The sequence below is a fragment of the Streptomyces sp. Root1310 genome, assembly GCF_001426425.1.
In the GTDB taxonomy this organism is placed as follows: Bacteria; Actinomycetota; Actinomycetes; order Streptomycetales; family Streptomycetaceae; genus Streptomyces.
The window spans coordinates 189189-204983 of sequence record NZ_LMEQ01000001.1; the positions used below are offsets into that span (position 1 = coordinate 189189).

Below are 15795 nucleotides of genomic sequence, written 5' to 3' on the forward strand. Positions count from 1 at the left end.
GGAGTGACATCGACTTCGCCCATACACGGCAGGGCGGTCCGTACCCGCCAGTAGGGGTACGGACCGCCCCGGACCGGAAGACCCGATCGCTCGATGTGGTTACGAACTGTCACACCGAGTTGACAACCGTCCTTCAGCTCTCAAGTGAGGCGAGCGCCTTCCCGATGAGCGCGACCCGGTCGGCCGCCGCGGTGACGTGCTCCAGGCCGAAGCCCAGCAACACCGTGTCGTCGGTGGTGACCGCTCCGTACGTCTGGAACAGGGCGCCGGTGCGCGTCCAGTCCTTCAGTACGGCCGGGCTGCCCGCGGGCGGACCCGCGACCCGCCAGGCGCCGAGCGAGGTCTCGAAGCCCTCGGTCCCGGTGGCGGTGCCGCCGACGACCAGCGAGGTGTCGTCCGCGAGGACGCCGTGGCCGCCGCTGCCGGGGTCGGTGACGTAGGCGATCGAGACCTCGACCTGCTTGCCCGCGTAGGCGCTCAGGTCGAAGTTCACCTGCTGCCAGCCGCTGGAGGCGCCGGTGAGGGCGTTCCAGGAGCCGGTGCCGCCGGTCGCGGTGCAGTCACCCGCACCGAGCGTGAGGTAGTGCCGCAGCCAGGGGTGCTCGCCGATGTAGAAGCCGCCGCCGCACTCCGCGGGGACGGCGGTGCTGGTGGCGCCGCCCGCCTCGGGGAGCGTCGTCCAGTCGTCGGCGCCGACCGTGTGGATCTCGACGATCGCGTTGTCGTAGCCGGGCTCGGTGTCCCACAGCAGCTGGGCGCGCAGGGCCGGCTTGCTCGCCGCGCCGACACCGGTGAGGTCGATGGTGCGGGTGAGGCGCTTGTAGGCGTCGTCGGTGTGCACGGCGGCGGCCATGTACGAGCCCGTGAACGGCCCGTACGGGTTGACCGTCCCGGCGAACTGGCCGGCTCCCGCGCTGGCGAACTGCGGGTACGCGGCGGCGGGCAGCTCGTCCGAGGTGACGCCGTAGGTGCCCGCCCTGTCGAGCGGGTTGCCGGTGGCCGGGCCGAGGGCCCCGCCGGCGCCCGCGAGCCCGCCGGAACCGGTGAAGCCCGTGGCGCCCGGAGTGGACGTACGGGAGTAGGCGCCCAGGTAGTACTGGCTGAAGTCGTTCGACGGGGTGCCGTCACCGAGGTCGACGTTGCCGCCGGCCAGCTCGCCCGCCTCGATCAGCTTGCCGCCCTCGTTGAGGAAGGCACGCAGTTCGAGCTGGGTCGGATTGCCGGGGACGCTCGCGCCCGTGTAGTGGACGACCGTCTCGAAGTGGCTCAGCACGCCGAGCGCGTCGGGTGCGCCCTGGGTGGCGACGTCCCAGACGATCGCCCTGCGCCCGTTGGCCCTCAGCGCGTCGACGTAGGTCTGCGCCTGTGTGGCGGCCGTGCCCTCCTCGGCCACGACGAGGGTGTCGGCCTTGGGCCGCGCGGCGATCGTGTAGGTGAAGTGGGCGCTGGAGACCTTCTTGCCGTTCCTGGACTGGCCGGTGAACCAGACCTCGACCTTGTCGCCGGGTGCGCCGTCGCGCACCTTGGCCCGGTACTCGTCGTAGTAGAGGTTGTCGTCACCGCCGAAGGTCTCGCCGCCCTTCCAGGCCTTGAGCGCCTGGTCCCGGGTACGGCCGCCGTTGACGCGGTACTTGAGCTCCTTGTCGCGGATCGCCTTGCGTACGACGACGGAGACCTCCTGGTCGGCGCCGCGCCCGTACGAGGTGGTGAACGGCGCCGGGGTGAAGTCGGCGGCGGACAGACCGACCGAGGACTTCGGCTGGTCCGGTTGCGCCGCGGACTCCGCGACGGAGAGCGCGAACGGGACGTTCTTGGCGAACTCCTGCTGGATCAGCTTCTCGTCGTCCGGGAAGTTGAAGACCGACTGGCAGTCGGAGGCGTTCCACTGGTCGTTCGGGTCGATGCCGGAAGCGGTCTGGCAGGTCGACATCTCGGGGGTGAACATCGCCGTGCCGTTGACGTTCGCCGCGTGCCCGTCGGCCTCGCCGTTGGTCGTGTACAACTCCGAGGAGACCTGCGGGTGGTAGCCCGGGACCGCGGAGTTGTCGGGGGTTCCGGCGAGCGCCTTGTAGACGACGTCGTCCGGGGTGTCGGTCGCGACCTGCCAGCCGACGCCGTAGAGCAGCAGTTCGGCGGCGGAGTGGTAGTTGATGCCGTACGTGAACCCGATCCGCTTCTCGAAGGCGTCGAGCGCCTTGGTCTCGGGTTCGGAGCCGGGGGTGGCGCCGCGGTAGGTCTGGCTGGTGGGGTTCGGGGACGAACCCTCGTCGTCGTAGCCCCACTTGTAGGGGAAGTTGCGGTTGAGGTCGACGCCGTCGCCGGTGGAGATCGCGCCGTCGCCGTTGACGTCCCGCAGGTTCTTGCGCCAGAGGCGGTTGTCGGTGTTCTCGAAGGTGTAGTCGTAGCCGTCGGGGTTGGCCGACAGGACGAACCACAGCTCACTGGAGTCGACGATCTTCTTGACGCGCCGGTCGGTCTTGTAGGTGTCCAGGTAGTAGTGCATCAGCCGCCGGGTCATCTCCGGGGTGATCCACTCCCGCGCGTGCTGGTTGGACATGTAGAGGACCGAGGGCTTGGAGCCGTCCGCGGACTTCTTCGCGTTCTTGGTCAGTTTGAGCGCGAGGATGTCCTGGCCCCTGACCGTCTTGCCGAGGGAGACGACCTTGGTGAGGCCCGGGTTCTCCCGCGCGGTGCGGAGGATCTCCTCCCGGAGACCGCCGCTGCCGCTGTACGGCCGGAACACACCGTCGGCGGCGGCCTCCACGCGGTTCTCCGCCTTGGCCGAAAGTGTGTGCTCGGTGAGGGCGACGCCCTGCTTCTCGAGCTTCGTCGCCTGCTTGTCGGTGAGGTAGACCTCGACCGTCGCGGTGCCCTTCTCGGGCGCCTGCTCGCTGAGTTCGTGACCGTCCTGGCCGGCCGCCAGCAGCAGGGGTACCTGCTGCTTGGTGACCTCGGCGCGGAAGACCTTGACCTCGTCCGCGTCGGGTTTCGGTGTGGTGCCGGGCTGTGCCTGGGCGATGGGTGCGAGTGCCGCTCCGCCGAGCAGCAGCGCGCCGACAGCGAGGATCGATCTCGCTCTTCGTCTCATGAACCCCCCTAGCCTGAGTTCGCCCCAGCAGCGAACTCTGCCAGGCTCATGACAGTTGATGATCCAGTCAAGAGCGCCTCGAAGCCACGCAAACGCCGGTGGTGTCACCCGAAAGGGCGACACCACCGGCGTTCTGAGGAAACGTCAGCAGAGCAGCGGGTCAGCCGACCAGGTTGTCGGCCAGCTCGTCGCTGAGGTTGGCGTCCGTGCCCGCGATGCCGAGGTCGGAGGCCCGCTTGTCGGCCATCGCCAGCAGCCGGCGGATCCGACCGGCGACCGCGTCCTTCGTCAGCGGCGGGTCGGCGAGCGCGCCCAGCTCCTCCAGCGAGGCCTGCTTGTGGTCCATACGGAGCCGGCCGGCCGCCGCGAGGTGCTCGGGCACCTCGTCACCGAGGATCTCCAGAGCACGCTGGACCCGGGCCCCGGCGGCGACCGCCGCACGCGCCGAGCGGCGCAGATTGGCGTCGTCGAAGTTGGCGAGACGGTTCGCCGTGGCCCGCACCTCGCGGCGCATCCGGCGCTCCTCCCAGGCCAGCACCGACTCGTGCGCGCCCAGCCGGGTGAGCAGCGCACCGATCGCGTCGCCGTCCCGGACCACGACCCGGTCGACCCCGCGCACCTCACGGGCCTTCGCGGCGATGGACAGCCGGCGGGCGGCGCCGACCAGCGCGAGCGCGGCCTCCGGGCCCGGGCAGGTCACCTCCAGGGAGGACGAGCGGCCGGGCTCGGTGAGGGAGCCGTGCGCCAGGAAGGCCCCGCGCCAGGCCGCCTCCGCGTCACAGGTCGCGCCGGAGACCACCTGCGGGGGCAGCCCCCGGATCGGGCGGCCACGGCCGTCGACGAGGCCCGTCTGCCGGGCCAGCTGGTCACCGCCCGCGACCACCCGCACCACATAGCGCGAGCCGCGGCGCAGACCGCCCGGGGCCATCACGATCAGCTCCGAGCTGTGGCCGAAGATCTCCAGGATGTCCCGCTTGAGCCGGCGGGCCGCCATCGCGGTGTCCAGCTCCGCCTCGATCACGATCCGCCCGCTCACCAGGTGGAGGCCGCCGGCGAACCGCAGAACTGCGGAGACCTCCGCCTTTCTACAGCAGGTCCGGGTGACGGGGAGCCGGGAGATCTCGTCCTTCACCGCTGCCGTCATCGCCATGGGCCGATCCTTCCATGCATCCGAAAAATACGGTCGTACGCGGCAGCCAACAGCTCCGGGTCATGCCTCGGGGTTCCGTCGGGCCGGGCCACCGGCGCCAGCTCGACCGCGGCCCCGAACCTTTTGGCGGCGTCGGTCAGCGAGTCGCGGTCGAGCACGGCGGCCACGTCGGCCAGCACCACGTCCAGGGCGAGTTTAGGGGCGTGTCGTCCCAAAACCTCCAAATGACGCTGCGGGGAGAAGCCGTCGGTTTCTCCGGGCTGCGGGGCGAGGTTCAGGGAGAGCACCCGGCGCGCCTTCGTCTCCATGAGGGCGTCCAGCAGATCGGGCACCAGCAGGTGCGGCATGACCGAGGAGAACCAGGAACCGGGCCCGAGCACCACCCAGTCGGCGTCCAGGACGGCCTCGACCGCCTCCGGGACGGCCGGCGGGTCGTGCGGCACCAGGTGCACCGACTGCACCTCGCCGGGCGTCAACGCCACGGTCGCCTGCCCCCGGACCGTGTCGACGTCGTCCGGCCGCTCCGGATCGTGGCCCTTGACCAGCGCCTGGAGCTCCAGCGGTACGGCGGACATGGGCAGTACGCGCCCCTGGGCACCCAGCAGCTTGCCGACCAGGTCCAGAGCCTGGACGTGGTCGCCGAGCTGCTCCCACAGGGCGACGATCAGCAGATTGCCCACCGCGTGGCCGTTGATCTCGCCCTGCGACTGGAAGCGGTGCTGGATGACCCGGGCCCAGGTCTGGCCCCAGTCGTCGTCACCGCACAGCGCGGCCAGCGCCTTGCGCAGGTCACCGGGCGGCAGTACGCCCAGCTCCTCACGCAGCCGTCCGCTGGAACCACCGTCGTCGGCGACCGTGACGACACCGGTGAGGTCGCCGGTGATCCGGCGCAGCGCGGTGAGCGAGGCGGACAGTCCCATGCCGCCGCCGAGGGCGACGACCTTGGGCTGGGTGCCGCGGCGGCGCGGTTTGCCGCCGCGTGCCTCGACCGGCCGTATCACGCGCCCGTCGGAGGCGCTGCGGCGCAGGCGGCCGAGCCGTGGAGAACGTCCTGTCATTCCCGTCCCATGTCCCGGTGCACGACCACCGTCTCCACGCCCTCGGCCGCGAGGCGCGCGGCGAGCTTCTCCGACATGGCCACCGAGCGGTGCTTGCCGCCCGTACAGCCGACCGCGATGGTCACATAGCGCTTGCCCTCCCGGCGGTAGCCCGCGGCGACCAGCTGGAGGAGCTCGGCGTACCGGTCGAGGAACTCCTTGGCGCCGGGCTGGTTGAGGACGTACGCCGACACCTCCTCGTTGAGGCCGGTGTAGGGGCGCAGCTCCGGCACCCAGTGCGGGTTGGGCAGGAAGCGCATGTCCACGACCAGGTCGGCGTCGACCGGCAGACCGTACTTGAAGCCGAAGGACATCACGGTGGCCCGCAGCTCGGGCTCCTCGTCGCCGGCGAACTGGGCGTCCATCTTGGCGCGCAGTTCGTGCACGTTGAGGCTGGAGGTGTCGATCACCAGGTCGGCGTCGCCGCGCAGCTCACGCAGCAGCTCGCGCTCGGCGTCGATGCCGTCGACGATGCGGCCGTCGCCCTGGAGGGGGTGCGGACGGCGTACGGACTCGAAGCGGCGCACCAGGGCGTCGTCGGAGGACTCCAGGAAGACGATCCGCCGGGTGACCCCCTTCGCCTCCAGGTCGGCGAGGGACTCTCGGAGGTTGTCGAAGAAGCGCCGGCCGCGGACGTCGACGACGACCGCGATCCGCGCCACGTTGCCCTGGGAGCGGGCGCCCAGCTCCACCATGGTGGGGATCAGGGCGGGCGGGAGGTTGTCGACGACGAACCAGCCGAGGTCCTCCAGACACTTGGCCGCTGTCGAGCGACCGGCCCCGGACATGCCGGAGATGATCACCAGCTCGGGGATGGCCGCGTCGGGGATCCCGGGCGGCGTGACGTCCGTACTCACCTGTGCTCCGTCTTCCTGGCGTACTTCTTGCTGAGGGCTGTCGGGGACCGCGGAGTGCGTGGTGGCATCCTCGCCCGGTTCCCTGGGTGCCTGCTGGGGCGCGGCTGTGGGCACAGTAGTGGGCGCCTGTTCCTGATCCGCTGTGGGGTGTGGGTCGTTCTCGTGCTCGGTCATGTCTCCTGCCCCCGTCGTTCTTCCGGGGCGCCCGTCGTCACGGGGTCCCCGGGGGAACCCGCCGTCGTATCGGGTTCCTCATCATCAATGATCTCTCCGGTCGCCGTGTTCACGGCGGGGGCGGGCGAAGCCGCCCGGGCGAGGGCCGCGGCGATGGTCTCGGCCGTCTTGCGGCCTATCCCCGGAACCTCGCAGATCTGTTCGATCGTCGCGGCCCGGAGCCTCTTCACCGAGCCGAAGTGCTTGATCAGTGCCTGCTTGCGCGTCTCGCCGAGGCCGGGCACCTCGTCCAGGGGACCGGCCCGGAAGCGCTTGGCCCGCTTGGTGCGCTGGTAGGTGATGGCGAAGCGGTGGGCCTCGTCGCGGACGCGCTGCAGCAGATAGAGACCCTCGCTGCTGCGGGGCAGCACGACCGGGTCGTCGTCGTCCGGGACCCAGACCTCTTCCAGGCGCTTGGCCAGGCCGCAGACGGCGATGTCGTCGATGCCGAGCTCGTCCAGCGCCCGCTTGGCCGCCGCGACCTGCGGCTGTCCGCCGTCGACGACGACGAGCTGAGGCGGGTAGGCGAAGCGCTTGGGGCGGCCGTCGTCGTCCTTGAGGCTGCTGGTGAGGGGCGCTTCGCCGGCGTCGGTCAGAGGCGTCCCGTCGGTGTCGGCGAGCGGGTCCTCGCCGTCGGTCCACTCCCCCGTCCGCTCCTTCTCGGCGAGGTAGCGCCTGAAGCGGCGGGTGATCACCTCGTGCATGGAGCGGACGTCGTCCTGGCCCTCGAAGCCCTTGATCTGGAAGCGGCGGTACTCGCTCTTGCGCTGCAGGCCGTCCTCGAAGACGACCATGGAGGCCACCACGTCGTCGCCCTGGAGGTGCGAGATGTCGTAGCACTCGATGCGGAGCGGCGCGCTGTCCAGGTCGAGGGCCTCGGCGATCTCCTCCAGGGCGCGCGAGCGCGTGGTCAGGTCGGAGGCGCGCCTGGTCTTGTGCAGGACGAGCGCCTGCTGCGCGTTGCGCTCGACGGTCTCCATCAGGGCCTTCTTGTCGCCCCGCTGCGGGATGCGCAGCGAGACGTTGGACCCGCGGCGCTCGGTCAGCCACTCCTGGACGGGTTCGACAGGCTCGGGCAGCGCCGGGACCAGGACCTCCTTGGGCACCGAGTCGCCCCGCTCCTCGCCGTACAGCTGCTGAAGGGCGTGCTCGACGAGGGCGCCCGTCGTGACGTCCTCGACCTTGTCGGTCACCCAGCCGCGCTGGCCGCGGACGCGTCCGCCGCGCACGTGGAAGATCTGGACGGCCGCCTCCAGCTCGTCCTCGGCGACCGCGATCAGATCGGCGTCGGTCGCGTCCGCGAGCACGACCGCGTTCTTCTCCATGGCCTTCTTCAGGGCCCCGATGTCGTCGCGCAGGCGGGCGGCCCGCTCGTACTCCATGTCCTCGGCCGCCTCCATCATCTGCTTCTCCAGCCGGCGGAGGTACGTACCGGTGCGGCCGGCCATGAAGTCGCAGAACTCCTCGGAGAGTTCGCCGTGCTCCTCGGCGGAGACCCGGCCGACGCACGGCGCGGAGCACTTGCCGATGTAGCCGAGCAGACAGGGCCGGCCGGTGCGGGCGGCGTTCTTGAAGACGCCCGCGGAGCAGGTGCGCACGGGGAAGACCCGCAGGAGCAGGTCGACGGTGTCCCGGATCGCCCACGCGTGCGCGTACGGCCCGAAATACCTGACGCCCTTCTTCTTGTGGCCGCGCATCACCTGGACGCGCGGGAACTCCTCGTTCATCGTCACCGCGAGGTAGGGATAGCTCTTGTCGTCGCGGTACTTGACGTTGAACCGGGGGTCGTACTCCTTGATCCAGGAGTACTCCAGCTGGAGCGCCTCGACCTCCGTGGACACCACCGTCCACTCCACCGACGCGGCCGTGGTGACCATCGTGCGGGTGCGCGGGTGAAGACCGGACAGATCCTGGAAGTAGTTCGCCAGGCGCTGACGCAGGCTCTTCGCCTTTCCGACGTAGATCACCCGGCGGTGCTCGTCGCGGAATCGGTACACCCCGGGGGAGTCCGGGATCTGTCCCGGCTTGGGGCGGTAACTGGAGGGGTCGGCCATGTCTCACACCCTACTGGCGCGGGGTGACACTCCGGTGGGCTGTGGACGACGGCAGGGTGTCCGACGGGCCTGTGGACAAGCGGGGTGCCGAGGGCGGGACCCGAAGGCATCGACTCGGCCACACGCATGTGCCACTCGGGCATCAGGTGTTGTCGGGACTTGGTCAACACGCTTCAATGCGGGGGGACTCGGGCCCTGAAGGCCGCCCTACGGATGTGAAGGAGCTCCGGCGACCCCGGAAAGGCCCCGACCACCCACACGAACGGTCCGACCAGCCGTCGTGAGCATTCACAGAGAGGCTCCTGCATGCCGCACGCCACACAGCACGCGGACGCCGCCGCCGACGCCGCCTCAGCGGAACTGGACACGGCCCTGCGAGGCGGTCCCTTCCATGTGGCGTTGCGTGCCGCGATCGCCGCCCGTGGCCTGCCCCTGCAACGCGTCCAGCACCATCTGTCGCGGTACGGGGTGAAGGTGGGCGTGACCAGTCTGAGCTACTGGCAGCAGGGCGCCCGGCGGCCGCAGCGCCCCGAGTCGCTGCGCGCCGTGCGCGCCCTGGAGGAGATCCTGCACCTGCCCGACGAGTCCCTGATCCGGCTGCTCGCGGATCCCCACGGCGGGGACGGCGGCGCGGTGACCGGACAGTCCGCGGGCCGCTCCTACCGCTCGCTGCTGCAGGCCTCCGGCATTCTCGAACAGCTGCTCGGCGAACTGGAGTGCCCTCTCGACGGGGGGCTGCACATCCTGGGACACCACGAGCGGGTCCGCATCGGGTCGCGTCGTGAGCTGCTGGGGCGCGAGTCGCAGCACATCGTGCGCGCGCACCGCGACGGCGTCGACCGCTTCGTGGCCGTCCACCACGGTGACCCCGGCTGCTCGCCGGAACGGATGATGGTGCACGCCCTGGAGAACTGCCGGGCCGGCCGGGTCCGCAGCCACCACGACACCGGCGTGCTCGTGGCGGAACTGCACTTCGACACCCGGCTGAGGGCCGGCGACACCTTCCTCTTCCGCTACGCCGTCGAGGACGGCACCGCCGACGTGTCCCGTGAGTACGTCCGCGGCTTCGGCGCGGCGGGCGGCCAGTACGCCCTCCAGATCCGCTTCGCCGAGAACGCCGTGCCGGTGCGCTGCCACCGGTTCACCCAGAACTCGGCGGCGGCCCCGCGCGGCGGCCGCCAGGAGCTGCCGCTCAGCGGCCGGCACCGTTCGGTGCACCTGGTCGAGCCCCGGGTGCGGTCGGGCATGGTCGGCATCGGCTGGGACTGGGAGTGAGCGGCGCACGCTTTTACGCGCGGCTCCGCGATGGGGTAGCTTCCCGGCCTGCGGCTCACCTGCTCCCGCGCGCGTCGCACCCGGTGCGGCCGCCCCGCGGGCACGGTCCGGGCAGCCGCGGACAGTCAGAGAGAGGAACCGCCCCGTGATCGTCGTCGCCGGTGAGGCCCTGATCGACCTGGTACCGCAGGGCGCGGGCGCCCTCGCGGGTCTCCGGCCGGCACTCGGCGGCGGCCCCTACAACACGGCCGTCGCCCTCGGCCGCCTGGGCTCCCCCACGGCCTTCTGCTCCCGCACCTCGCGGGACGCCTTCGGCGAGGCGCTGCTCGCCGGGCTGCGGGACTCGGGCGTGGACGTGGCCGCGGTGCAGCGCGGCACGGAGCCCACCACGCTGGCGGTCGCCACCCTCGACGGGAACGGTTCGGCCGCCTACTCCTTCTACGTCGACGGCACCGCCGACCGCCTGTTCACGGCCCCGGCCGCCCTGCCCGCGGGCACGCGCGCGGTGTCCTTCGGGACCTGCTCCCTGATCCTCGAACCGGGTGCGAGCGCGTACGAGGAGCTGATGCGGACCGCCGCCGCGCAGGGACTGTTCACGGCGCTCGATCCGAACATCCGGGCCGGGCTGATCCCCGACGCCGACGCATACCGGGCCCGCTTCAAGAGCTGGCTGCCCTCGGTGTCCCTGCTCAAGCTCTCCGAGGAGGACGCCGCGTGGCTGGGCGGCACCCCGCGCGAGTGGCTGTCCGCCGGGCCCTCGGCCGTCGTGATCACCCAGGGCGGCGACGGGCTGACCGCGTTCACCCAGGGCGGGGCCGTGTACTCGGTGCCCGGCGAGCGGGTGGACGTCGTGGACACGATCGGCGCCGGGGACACCGTGAACGCGGCCCTGCTGCACGGCCTCTCGGTACGGGACGCCCTCTCCCCCGCGGGCCTCACGGGGCTGGGCGCCGACGGCTGGGAGCGGTTGCTGCGGTTCGCGGCCCGCGCGGCGGCGATCACCTGCTCCCGGGCCGGCGCGGAGCCGCCGTACGCCTCGGAACTGGACGGCTTCCCCGACCCGTCCTAGGAGCTGCCGAACAGCCGGGGAGCTGCCGGGGAGCTGCCGGGGAGCTGCCGGGGAGCTGCCGGGGAGCTGCCGGGGAGCTGCCGGGGAGCTGCCGGGGTGACGACGGACGGCGCCTCGCGGGGAGTTCCCGCGGGGCGCCGTCCCTTTCACCCGGGTCGCCGGGCCTCGCTGCCCGGCTCTTGAGCCGGGCAGCGAGGCCTGTGTCGGTTCAGGCCTTGCGGGCCCGCGTGGTCTTCTTCGCGGGGGTCGCCTTCGTGGTCGCCCCGGCGGCCTTCTTGGCCGCCGTGTTGTTCACGGCGGTCGTCCGGGTGGTGGCCGTCTTGGCGGTCGTCGTCTTGGTGGTCGCGGTCTTGCGACCGGTCGTCTTCGCCGCGACCGTCTTCTTCGCCGCCGTCTTGCGCGGGGCCTTCACCGGAGCGGCGTCGCTGATCCGGTCGGCGCCGAGCACCTCCCGCAGGAACTTGCCGGTGTGGCTGGTCGACACTCCGGCGATCTCCTCCGGCGTGCCCTCGGCGATGACGAGGCCACCGCCGGCGCCGCCCTCGGGGCCCATGTCGACGACCCAGTCGGCGGTCTTGATCACGTCGAGGTTGTGCTCGATGACGATGACCGTGTTGCCCTTGTCGACCAGGCCGGCGAGCACCTTCAGCAGCTTGCTGATGTCCTCGAAGTGCAGGCCCGTGGTCGGCTCGTCCAGGACGTAGACCGTGCGGCCGGTGGAGCGGCGCTGGAGCTCGCTGGCGAGCTTCACACGCTGTGCCTCACCGCCGGACAGGGTGGTCGCGGACTGGCCGAGCCGGACGTAGCCGAGGCCGACGTCCTTCAGGGTGTTGAGGTGGCGGGCGATCGCGGGGACGGCCTCGAAGAACTCCGTCGCCTCCTCGATCGGCATGTTCAGGACGTCGGCGATGGACTTGCCCTTGTAGTGGACCTCCAGGGTCTCCCGGTTGTAGCGGGCGCCGTGGCAGACCTCGCACGGGACGTAGACGTCCGGGAGGAAGTTCATCTCGATCTTGATGGTGCCGTCGCCCGCGCAGTTCTCGCAGCGGCCGCCCTTGACGTTGAAGGAGAAGCGGCCCGGCATGTAGCCGCGGACCTTCGCCTCGGTGGTCTCCGCGAACAGCTTGCGGACGTGGTCGAAGACACCGGTGTACGTGGCCGGGTTGGACCGCGGGGTGCGGCCGATGGGCGACTGGTCGACGTGCACGACCTTGTCGACGAGGTCGTCGCCGTCCACGCGCGTGTGCCGACCGGGCACGTTCCTCGCGCCGTTCAGTTCGCGGGCCAGGTGCGTGTACAGGATGTCGTTGACCAGCGTCGACTTGCCGGAGCCGGAGACGCCGGTGACCGCCGTGAACACGCCCAGCGGGAAGGAGACGTCGATGTCCTGGAGGTTGTTCTCGCGGGCGCCGTGCACGGTGAGCCGGCGGGACGGGTCCTGCGGGCGCCGGATGTCGGGCACCGGGATCGCCTTCTTGCCGGACAGGTACTGCCCGGTCTGCGACTCGGTGTTGGCGAGCAGTTCCTTCAGGCCGCCGCTGTGCACGACCTTGCCGCCGTGCTCACCGGCGCCGGGACCGATGTCGACGATCCAGTCGGCGACCTTGATGGTGTCCTCGTCGTGCTCGACGACGATCAGCGTGTTGCCCATGTCCCGCAGCCGGACCAGGGTCTCGATCAGCCGGTGGTTGTCACGCTGGTGCAGGCCGATGGACGGCTCGTCGAGGACGTACAGGACGCCGACGAGGCCGGAGCCGATCTGGGTGGCCAGGCGGATGCGCTGGGCCTCGCCGCCGGAGAGGGTGCCGGCCGCGCGGTTGAGCGAGAGGTAGTCCAGACCGACGTCGACGAGGAACCGCAGCCGCTCGTTGACCTCCTTCAGGACCCGCTCGGCGATCTTCTTGTCGCGGGCGTCGAGCTTCAGCTCGCCCAGGAAGTCCGCGCAGTCGCTGATCGACATCCCGGAGACCTCGGCGATGGACTTCCCCATGACCGTGACCGCGAGGACGAGCGGCTTGAGGCGCGTGCCCTCACAGGTGGGGCAGGGCACCTCGCGCATGTAGCCCTCGAAGCGCTCCCGGCTGGCGTCGCTCTCGGCCTCGCCGTGCCGGCGCTTCACGAACGGGAGGGCGCCCTCGAAGGGGGTGGTGTAGACGCGCTCGCGCCCGTACCTGTTGCGGTAGCGGACCTCGATCTGCGTCTTGTGGCCGTGCAGCAGGGCCTTCCTGGCGCGCAGCGGCAGCCCCGCGAAGGGGATGTCGGTGCGGAAGCCGAGCGCGTCCGCGAGGGCGCCGATCAGCCGGCCGAAGTAGTCCTTGGTGTGGCCGTGCGACCAGGGGTGGATGGCGCCCTCGTCGAGCGACTTGTCCTCGTCCGGGACGATCAGCTCGGGGTCGACCTCCATGCGCGTGCCGATGCCGGAGCACTCGGGGCAGGCGCCGAAGGGCGAGTTGAAGGAGAAGGAGCGGGGCTCCAGCTCCTCGAAGGACAGGTCGTCGTACGGGCAGTACAGGTGCTCCGAGTACATCCGCTCGCGCTCGGGGTCGTCCTCGGGGAGGTCGACGAAGTCGAGCACGACCATGCCGCCGGCGAGGCCGAGCGCGGTCTCCACCGAGTCGGTGAGCCGGCGCTTGGCGGAATCCTTCACCGTGAGGCGGTCGATGACCACCTCGATGGTGTGCTTCTCCTGCTTCTTCAGCGTGGGCGGGCTGGACAGCTGGATCGTCTCGCCGTCGACGCGCGCGCGGGAGTAGCCCTTGGTCTGGAGGTCGGCGAAGAGGTCGACGAACTCTCCCTTGCGCTCGCGCACCAGCGGCGACAGCACCTGGAAGCGGCTTCCCTCGGGCAGCTCCAGGACCCTGTCGACGATGGCCTGCGGCGACTGGCGCGTGATCGGCCGGGAGCACTCGGGGCAGTGCGGCTTGCCGATGCGCGCGAAGAGCAGGCGCAGGTAGTCGTAGACCTCGGTGATGGTGCCGACCGTGGAGCGCGGGTTGCGCGAGGTCGACTTCTGGTCGATGGAGACAGCCGGGGAGAGGCCCTCGATGAAATCGACGTCCGGCTTGTCCATCTGGCCGAGGAACTGCCGGGCGTACGAGGAGAGGGACTCGACGTAGCGCCGCTGGCCCTCGGCGAAGATGGTGTCGAAGGCCAGCGAGGACTTGCCCGACCCCGACAGGCCCGTGAAGACGATGAGCGAGTCGCGTGGCAGGTCGAGCGAGACATTCTTGAGGTTGTGCTCGCGCGCGCCACGGACGATGAGACGGTCGGCCACGCCGGTCCGCACCTTTCTTGAGAGAGATGACAGGGGCGGGGCCCCCGTCTTTCTCAGACTAGGGCGAGCCACTGACAACGCCGGTCGGGATTCACCGGTTCACAACAATCCCCGGCCTTCCAGCATGCCCGACGCCGCCACCGACCATATAGCACGTGCATTCGATTTGCGGGCTCGGTCGACCACCTTCACCCGAAGGGATGGCGGGGCTAGGGTCAGCACCATGATTGATCACGCTCATGACCTGGAGTCTGTACGCGAAGCGACCGAGCGGCTCCTCAGCGCAGTCGCCGAACTGGACAACGCGTCGGTGGCCGAGCCGTCACGCCTGCCCGGCTGGAGCCGCGGACATGTCCTGGCTCACATCGCGCGCAACGCGGACGCCCTCGTGAACGTCCTCGAGGGCCGCCCCATGTACGCCGACGCACACGTGCGCGACGCCGACATCGAGCGGGACGCCCCGCGCCCCCTGGACGTCCAGCTCACGGACGTACGGGAGAGCGCGGCCCGCTTCCAGGCGACGGGGGCCGCGCCGGCGGACTGGTCCCGCACGGTGGAGCTGCGCAACGGGGTCGTGGACGCGGCGGCCCGCGTGCCGTTCCGGCGGTGGGTGGAGGTGGAGCTGCACGCCGTGGACCTCGGCATCGGCTACGAGCTGGAGGACCTGCCGGAGGAGTTCACCGCGCGGGAGATCGAGTTCCTCGCGGAGCGGTTCACCGGGCGGCCCGACGTGCCGCCGACGCGCCTGACGGACGGCACGCGCGCGTGGCACACGGGCCGCGCGGCCGAGCGGCCCGAGGTGACCGTCACCGGCTCCCCCGCGGACCTCCTGGGCTGGCTGGCCGGGCGTCGCGACGGTTCCGGACTGACGGCGGACGGTGGCCCGCTGCCGGCCCTTCCGCCGCTATAGGCTGCCGTCATGACGTACAGCGGTGAGGTGACGGTCGGCGGACCGGCGGACGTGCACGAGCTCAAGGACCTGATGATCACCAAGATCGCGGTCGGGCCGATGAACAACAACGCCTATCTGCTGCGCTGCCGGGCCACGGACGAGCAGTTGCTGATCGACGCGGCCAACGACGCGCACGCCCTGCTCGGCACGATCGGAGACGACGGCATCGCGTCCGTCGTCACCACGCACCAGCACGGCGACCACTGGCAGGCGCTCGCCGAGGTCGTGGCGGCCACGCACGCGCGTACCTACGCCGGCCGGGAGGACGCGGAGGGCATCCCCGTGCCGACCGACGTCCCGGTCGACGACGGTGACGTCATCCGGGTGGGGAACGTCGAGCTCACCGCGCGCCATCTGGTGGGGCACACGCCCGGCTCGATCGCCCTGGTCTACGACGACCCGCACGGCCACCCCCACGTGTTCACCGGCGACTGCCTCTTCCCGGGGGGCCCTGGCCGGACAACACAGGCCGCAGAGTTCAACTCCCTGATGAACGGCCTGGAGACCAAGCTGTTCGATGTCCTTCCGGACGAGACCTGGATCTATCCCGGCCACGGCAACGACACCACCATCGGCACGGAGCGGCCCCACCTCGCGGAGTGGCGCGCACGAGGCTGGTAACCGTCCAACGCCGACCGCCCCTGTTTCGAACCGAAGCGGGGGCGGTCGCGCATTCAGGCCCGTTCCGCGCTCGGGAGGGTCATGCCCCACGGACGGTGGCCTCCAGAGCACCGTCACCGACGCCGGCAGCGGTGACCGCCATGAT

10 protein-coding genes are annotated in these 15795 nt (G+C 70.9%); 4 read left to right on the forward strand and 6 right to left on the reverse strand.

All coding sequences use genetic code 11. The features are described from left to right. Nucleotides 1-133: 133 nt before the first annotated feature. The 5 genes from ASD48_RS00920 to uvrC all read right to left on the reverse strand — a co-directional run bounded on the left by ASD48_RS00920 (nt 134) and on the right by uvrC (nt 8459). Nucleotides 134-3088, reverse strand: coding sequence for a M14 family metallopeptidase (locus ASD48_RS00920; RefSeq protein WP_057599385.1), 2955 nt, complete (start codon nt 3086-3088; stop codon nt 134-136). A gap of 160 nt (nt 3089-3248) precedes the next feature. Continuing rightward, nucleotides 3249-4238 (reverse strand): DNA-binding protein WhiA, encoded by a 990-nt coding sequence (gene whiA / locus ASD48_RS00925; RefSeq protein WP_020131902.1) that lies wholly within the window; start codon nt 4236-4238, stop codon nt 3249-3251. Further along, nucleotides 4229-5296 (reverse strand): uridine diphosphate-N-acetylglucosamine-binding protein YvcK, encoded by a 1068-nt coding sequence (gene yvcK, locus ASD48_RS00930; protein ID WP_057599387.1) that lies wholly within the window; start codon nt 5294-5296, stop codon nt 4229-4231. The genes whiA and yvcK overlap by 10 nt, the downstream gene beginning before the upstream one ends. Continuing rightward, entirely contained in the window at nt 5293-6366 is a 1074-nt protein-coding gene (rapZ, locus tag ASD48_RS00935; protein ID WP_057599388.1) for an RNase adapter RapZ, read from the reverse strand. Before rapZ ends, yvcK begins: the two co-directional genes overlap by 4 nt. After that, entirely contained in the window at nt 6363-8459 is a 2097-nt protein-coding gene (gene uvrC, locus ASD48_RS00940) for an excinuclease ABC subunit UvrC (protein ID WP_057599390.1), read from the reverse strand. Before uvrC ends, rapZ begins: the two co-directional genes overlap by 4 nt. 306 nt (nt 8460-8765) lie before the next feature. On the opposite strand from uvrC, the gene ASD48_RS00945 reads away from it, so the two are divergent. Beyond that, nucleotides 8766-9734 carry a hypothetical protein gene (locus ASD48_RS00945; protein WP_057599391.1) on the forward strand — a complete coding sequence of 323 codons (969 nt, stop codon included), beginning with the start codon at nt 8766-8768 and terminating at the stop codon, nt 9732-9734. 145 nt (nt 9735-9879) lie between these two features. Further along, a complete protein-coding gene (locus ASD48_RS00950; RefSeq protein ID WP_057599392.1) occupies nt 9880-10803 on the forward strand; it encodes a carbohydrate kinase in 924 nt (307 codons plus the stop codon). A 208-nt stretch (nt 10804-11011) separates the two neighbouring features. Here the strand turns inward: ASD48_RS00950 and uvrA are convergent, their stop codons facing one another. Continuing rightward, a complete protein-coding gene (gene uvrA / locus ASD48_RS00955; protein ID WP_057599393.1) occupies nt 11012-14077 on the reverse strand; it encodes an excinuclease ABC subunit UvrA in 3066 nt (1021 codons plus the stop codon). 223 nt (nt 14078-14300) lie between these two features. Here uvrA and ASD48_RS00960 point away from each other — a divergent pair, with 223 nt between their 5' ends. Continuing rightward, a complete protein-coding gene (locus ASD48_RS00960; protein WP_057599396.1) occupies nt 14301-14987 on the forward strand; it encodes a maleylpyruvate isomerase family mycothiol-dependent enzyme in 687 nt (228 codons plus the stop codon). Nucleotides 14988-14996: 9 nt separating this feature from the next. Further along, nucleotides 14997-15650, forward strand: a complete 654-nt coding sequence (locus tag ASD48_RS00965) for an MBL fold metallo-hydrolase (protein WP_057599397.1) — start codon at nt 14997-14999, stop codon at nt 15648-15650. Nucleotides 15651-15795: the final 145 nt, after the last annotated feature.

Bases quoted from the DNA above. Each gene is read 5' to 3' on its own strand.
- rapZ (WP_057599388.1), bottom strand. From the start codon at position 6,366: ATGACCGAGCACGAGAACGACCCACACCCCACAGCGGATCAGGAACAG.
- yvcK (WP_057599387.1), bottom strand. From the start codon at position 5,296: ATGACAGGACGTTCTCCACGGCTCGGCCGCCTGCGCCGCAGCGCCTCC.
- ASD48_RS00965 (WP_057599397.1), top strand. From the start codon at position 14,997: ATGACGTACAGCGGTGAGGTGACGGTCGGCGGACCGGCGGACGTGCAC.
- whiA (WP_020131902.1), bottom strand. From the start codon at position 4,238: ATGGCGATGACGGCAGCGGTGAAGGACGAGATCTCCCGGCTCCCCGTC.
- uvrC (WP_057599390.1), bottom strand. From the start codon at position 8,459: ATGGCCGACCCCTCCAGTTACCGCCCCAAGCCGGGACAGATCCCGGAC.
- ASD48_RS00960 (WP_057599396.1), top strand. From the start codon at position 14,301: ATGATTGATCACGCTCATGACCTGGAGTCTGTACGCGAAGCGACCGAG.
- ASD48_RS00920 (WP_057599385.1), bottom strand. From the start codon at position 3,088: ATGAGACGAAGAGCGAGATCGATCCTCGCTGTCGGCGCGCTGCTGCTC.
- ASD48_RS00945 (WP_057599391.1), top strand. From the start codon at position 8,766: ATGCCGCACGCCACACAGCACGCGGACGCCGCCGCCGACGCCGCCTCA.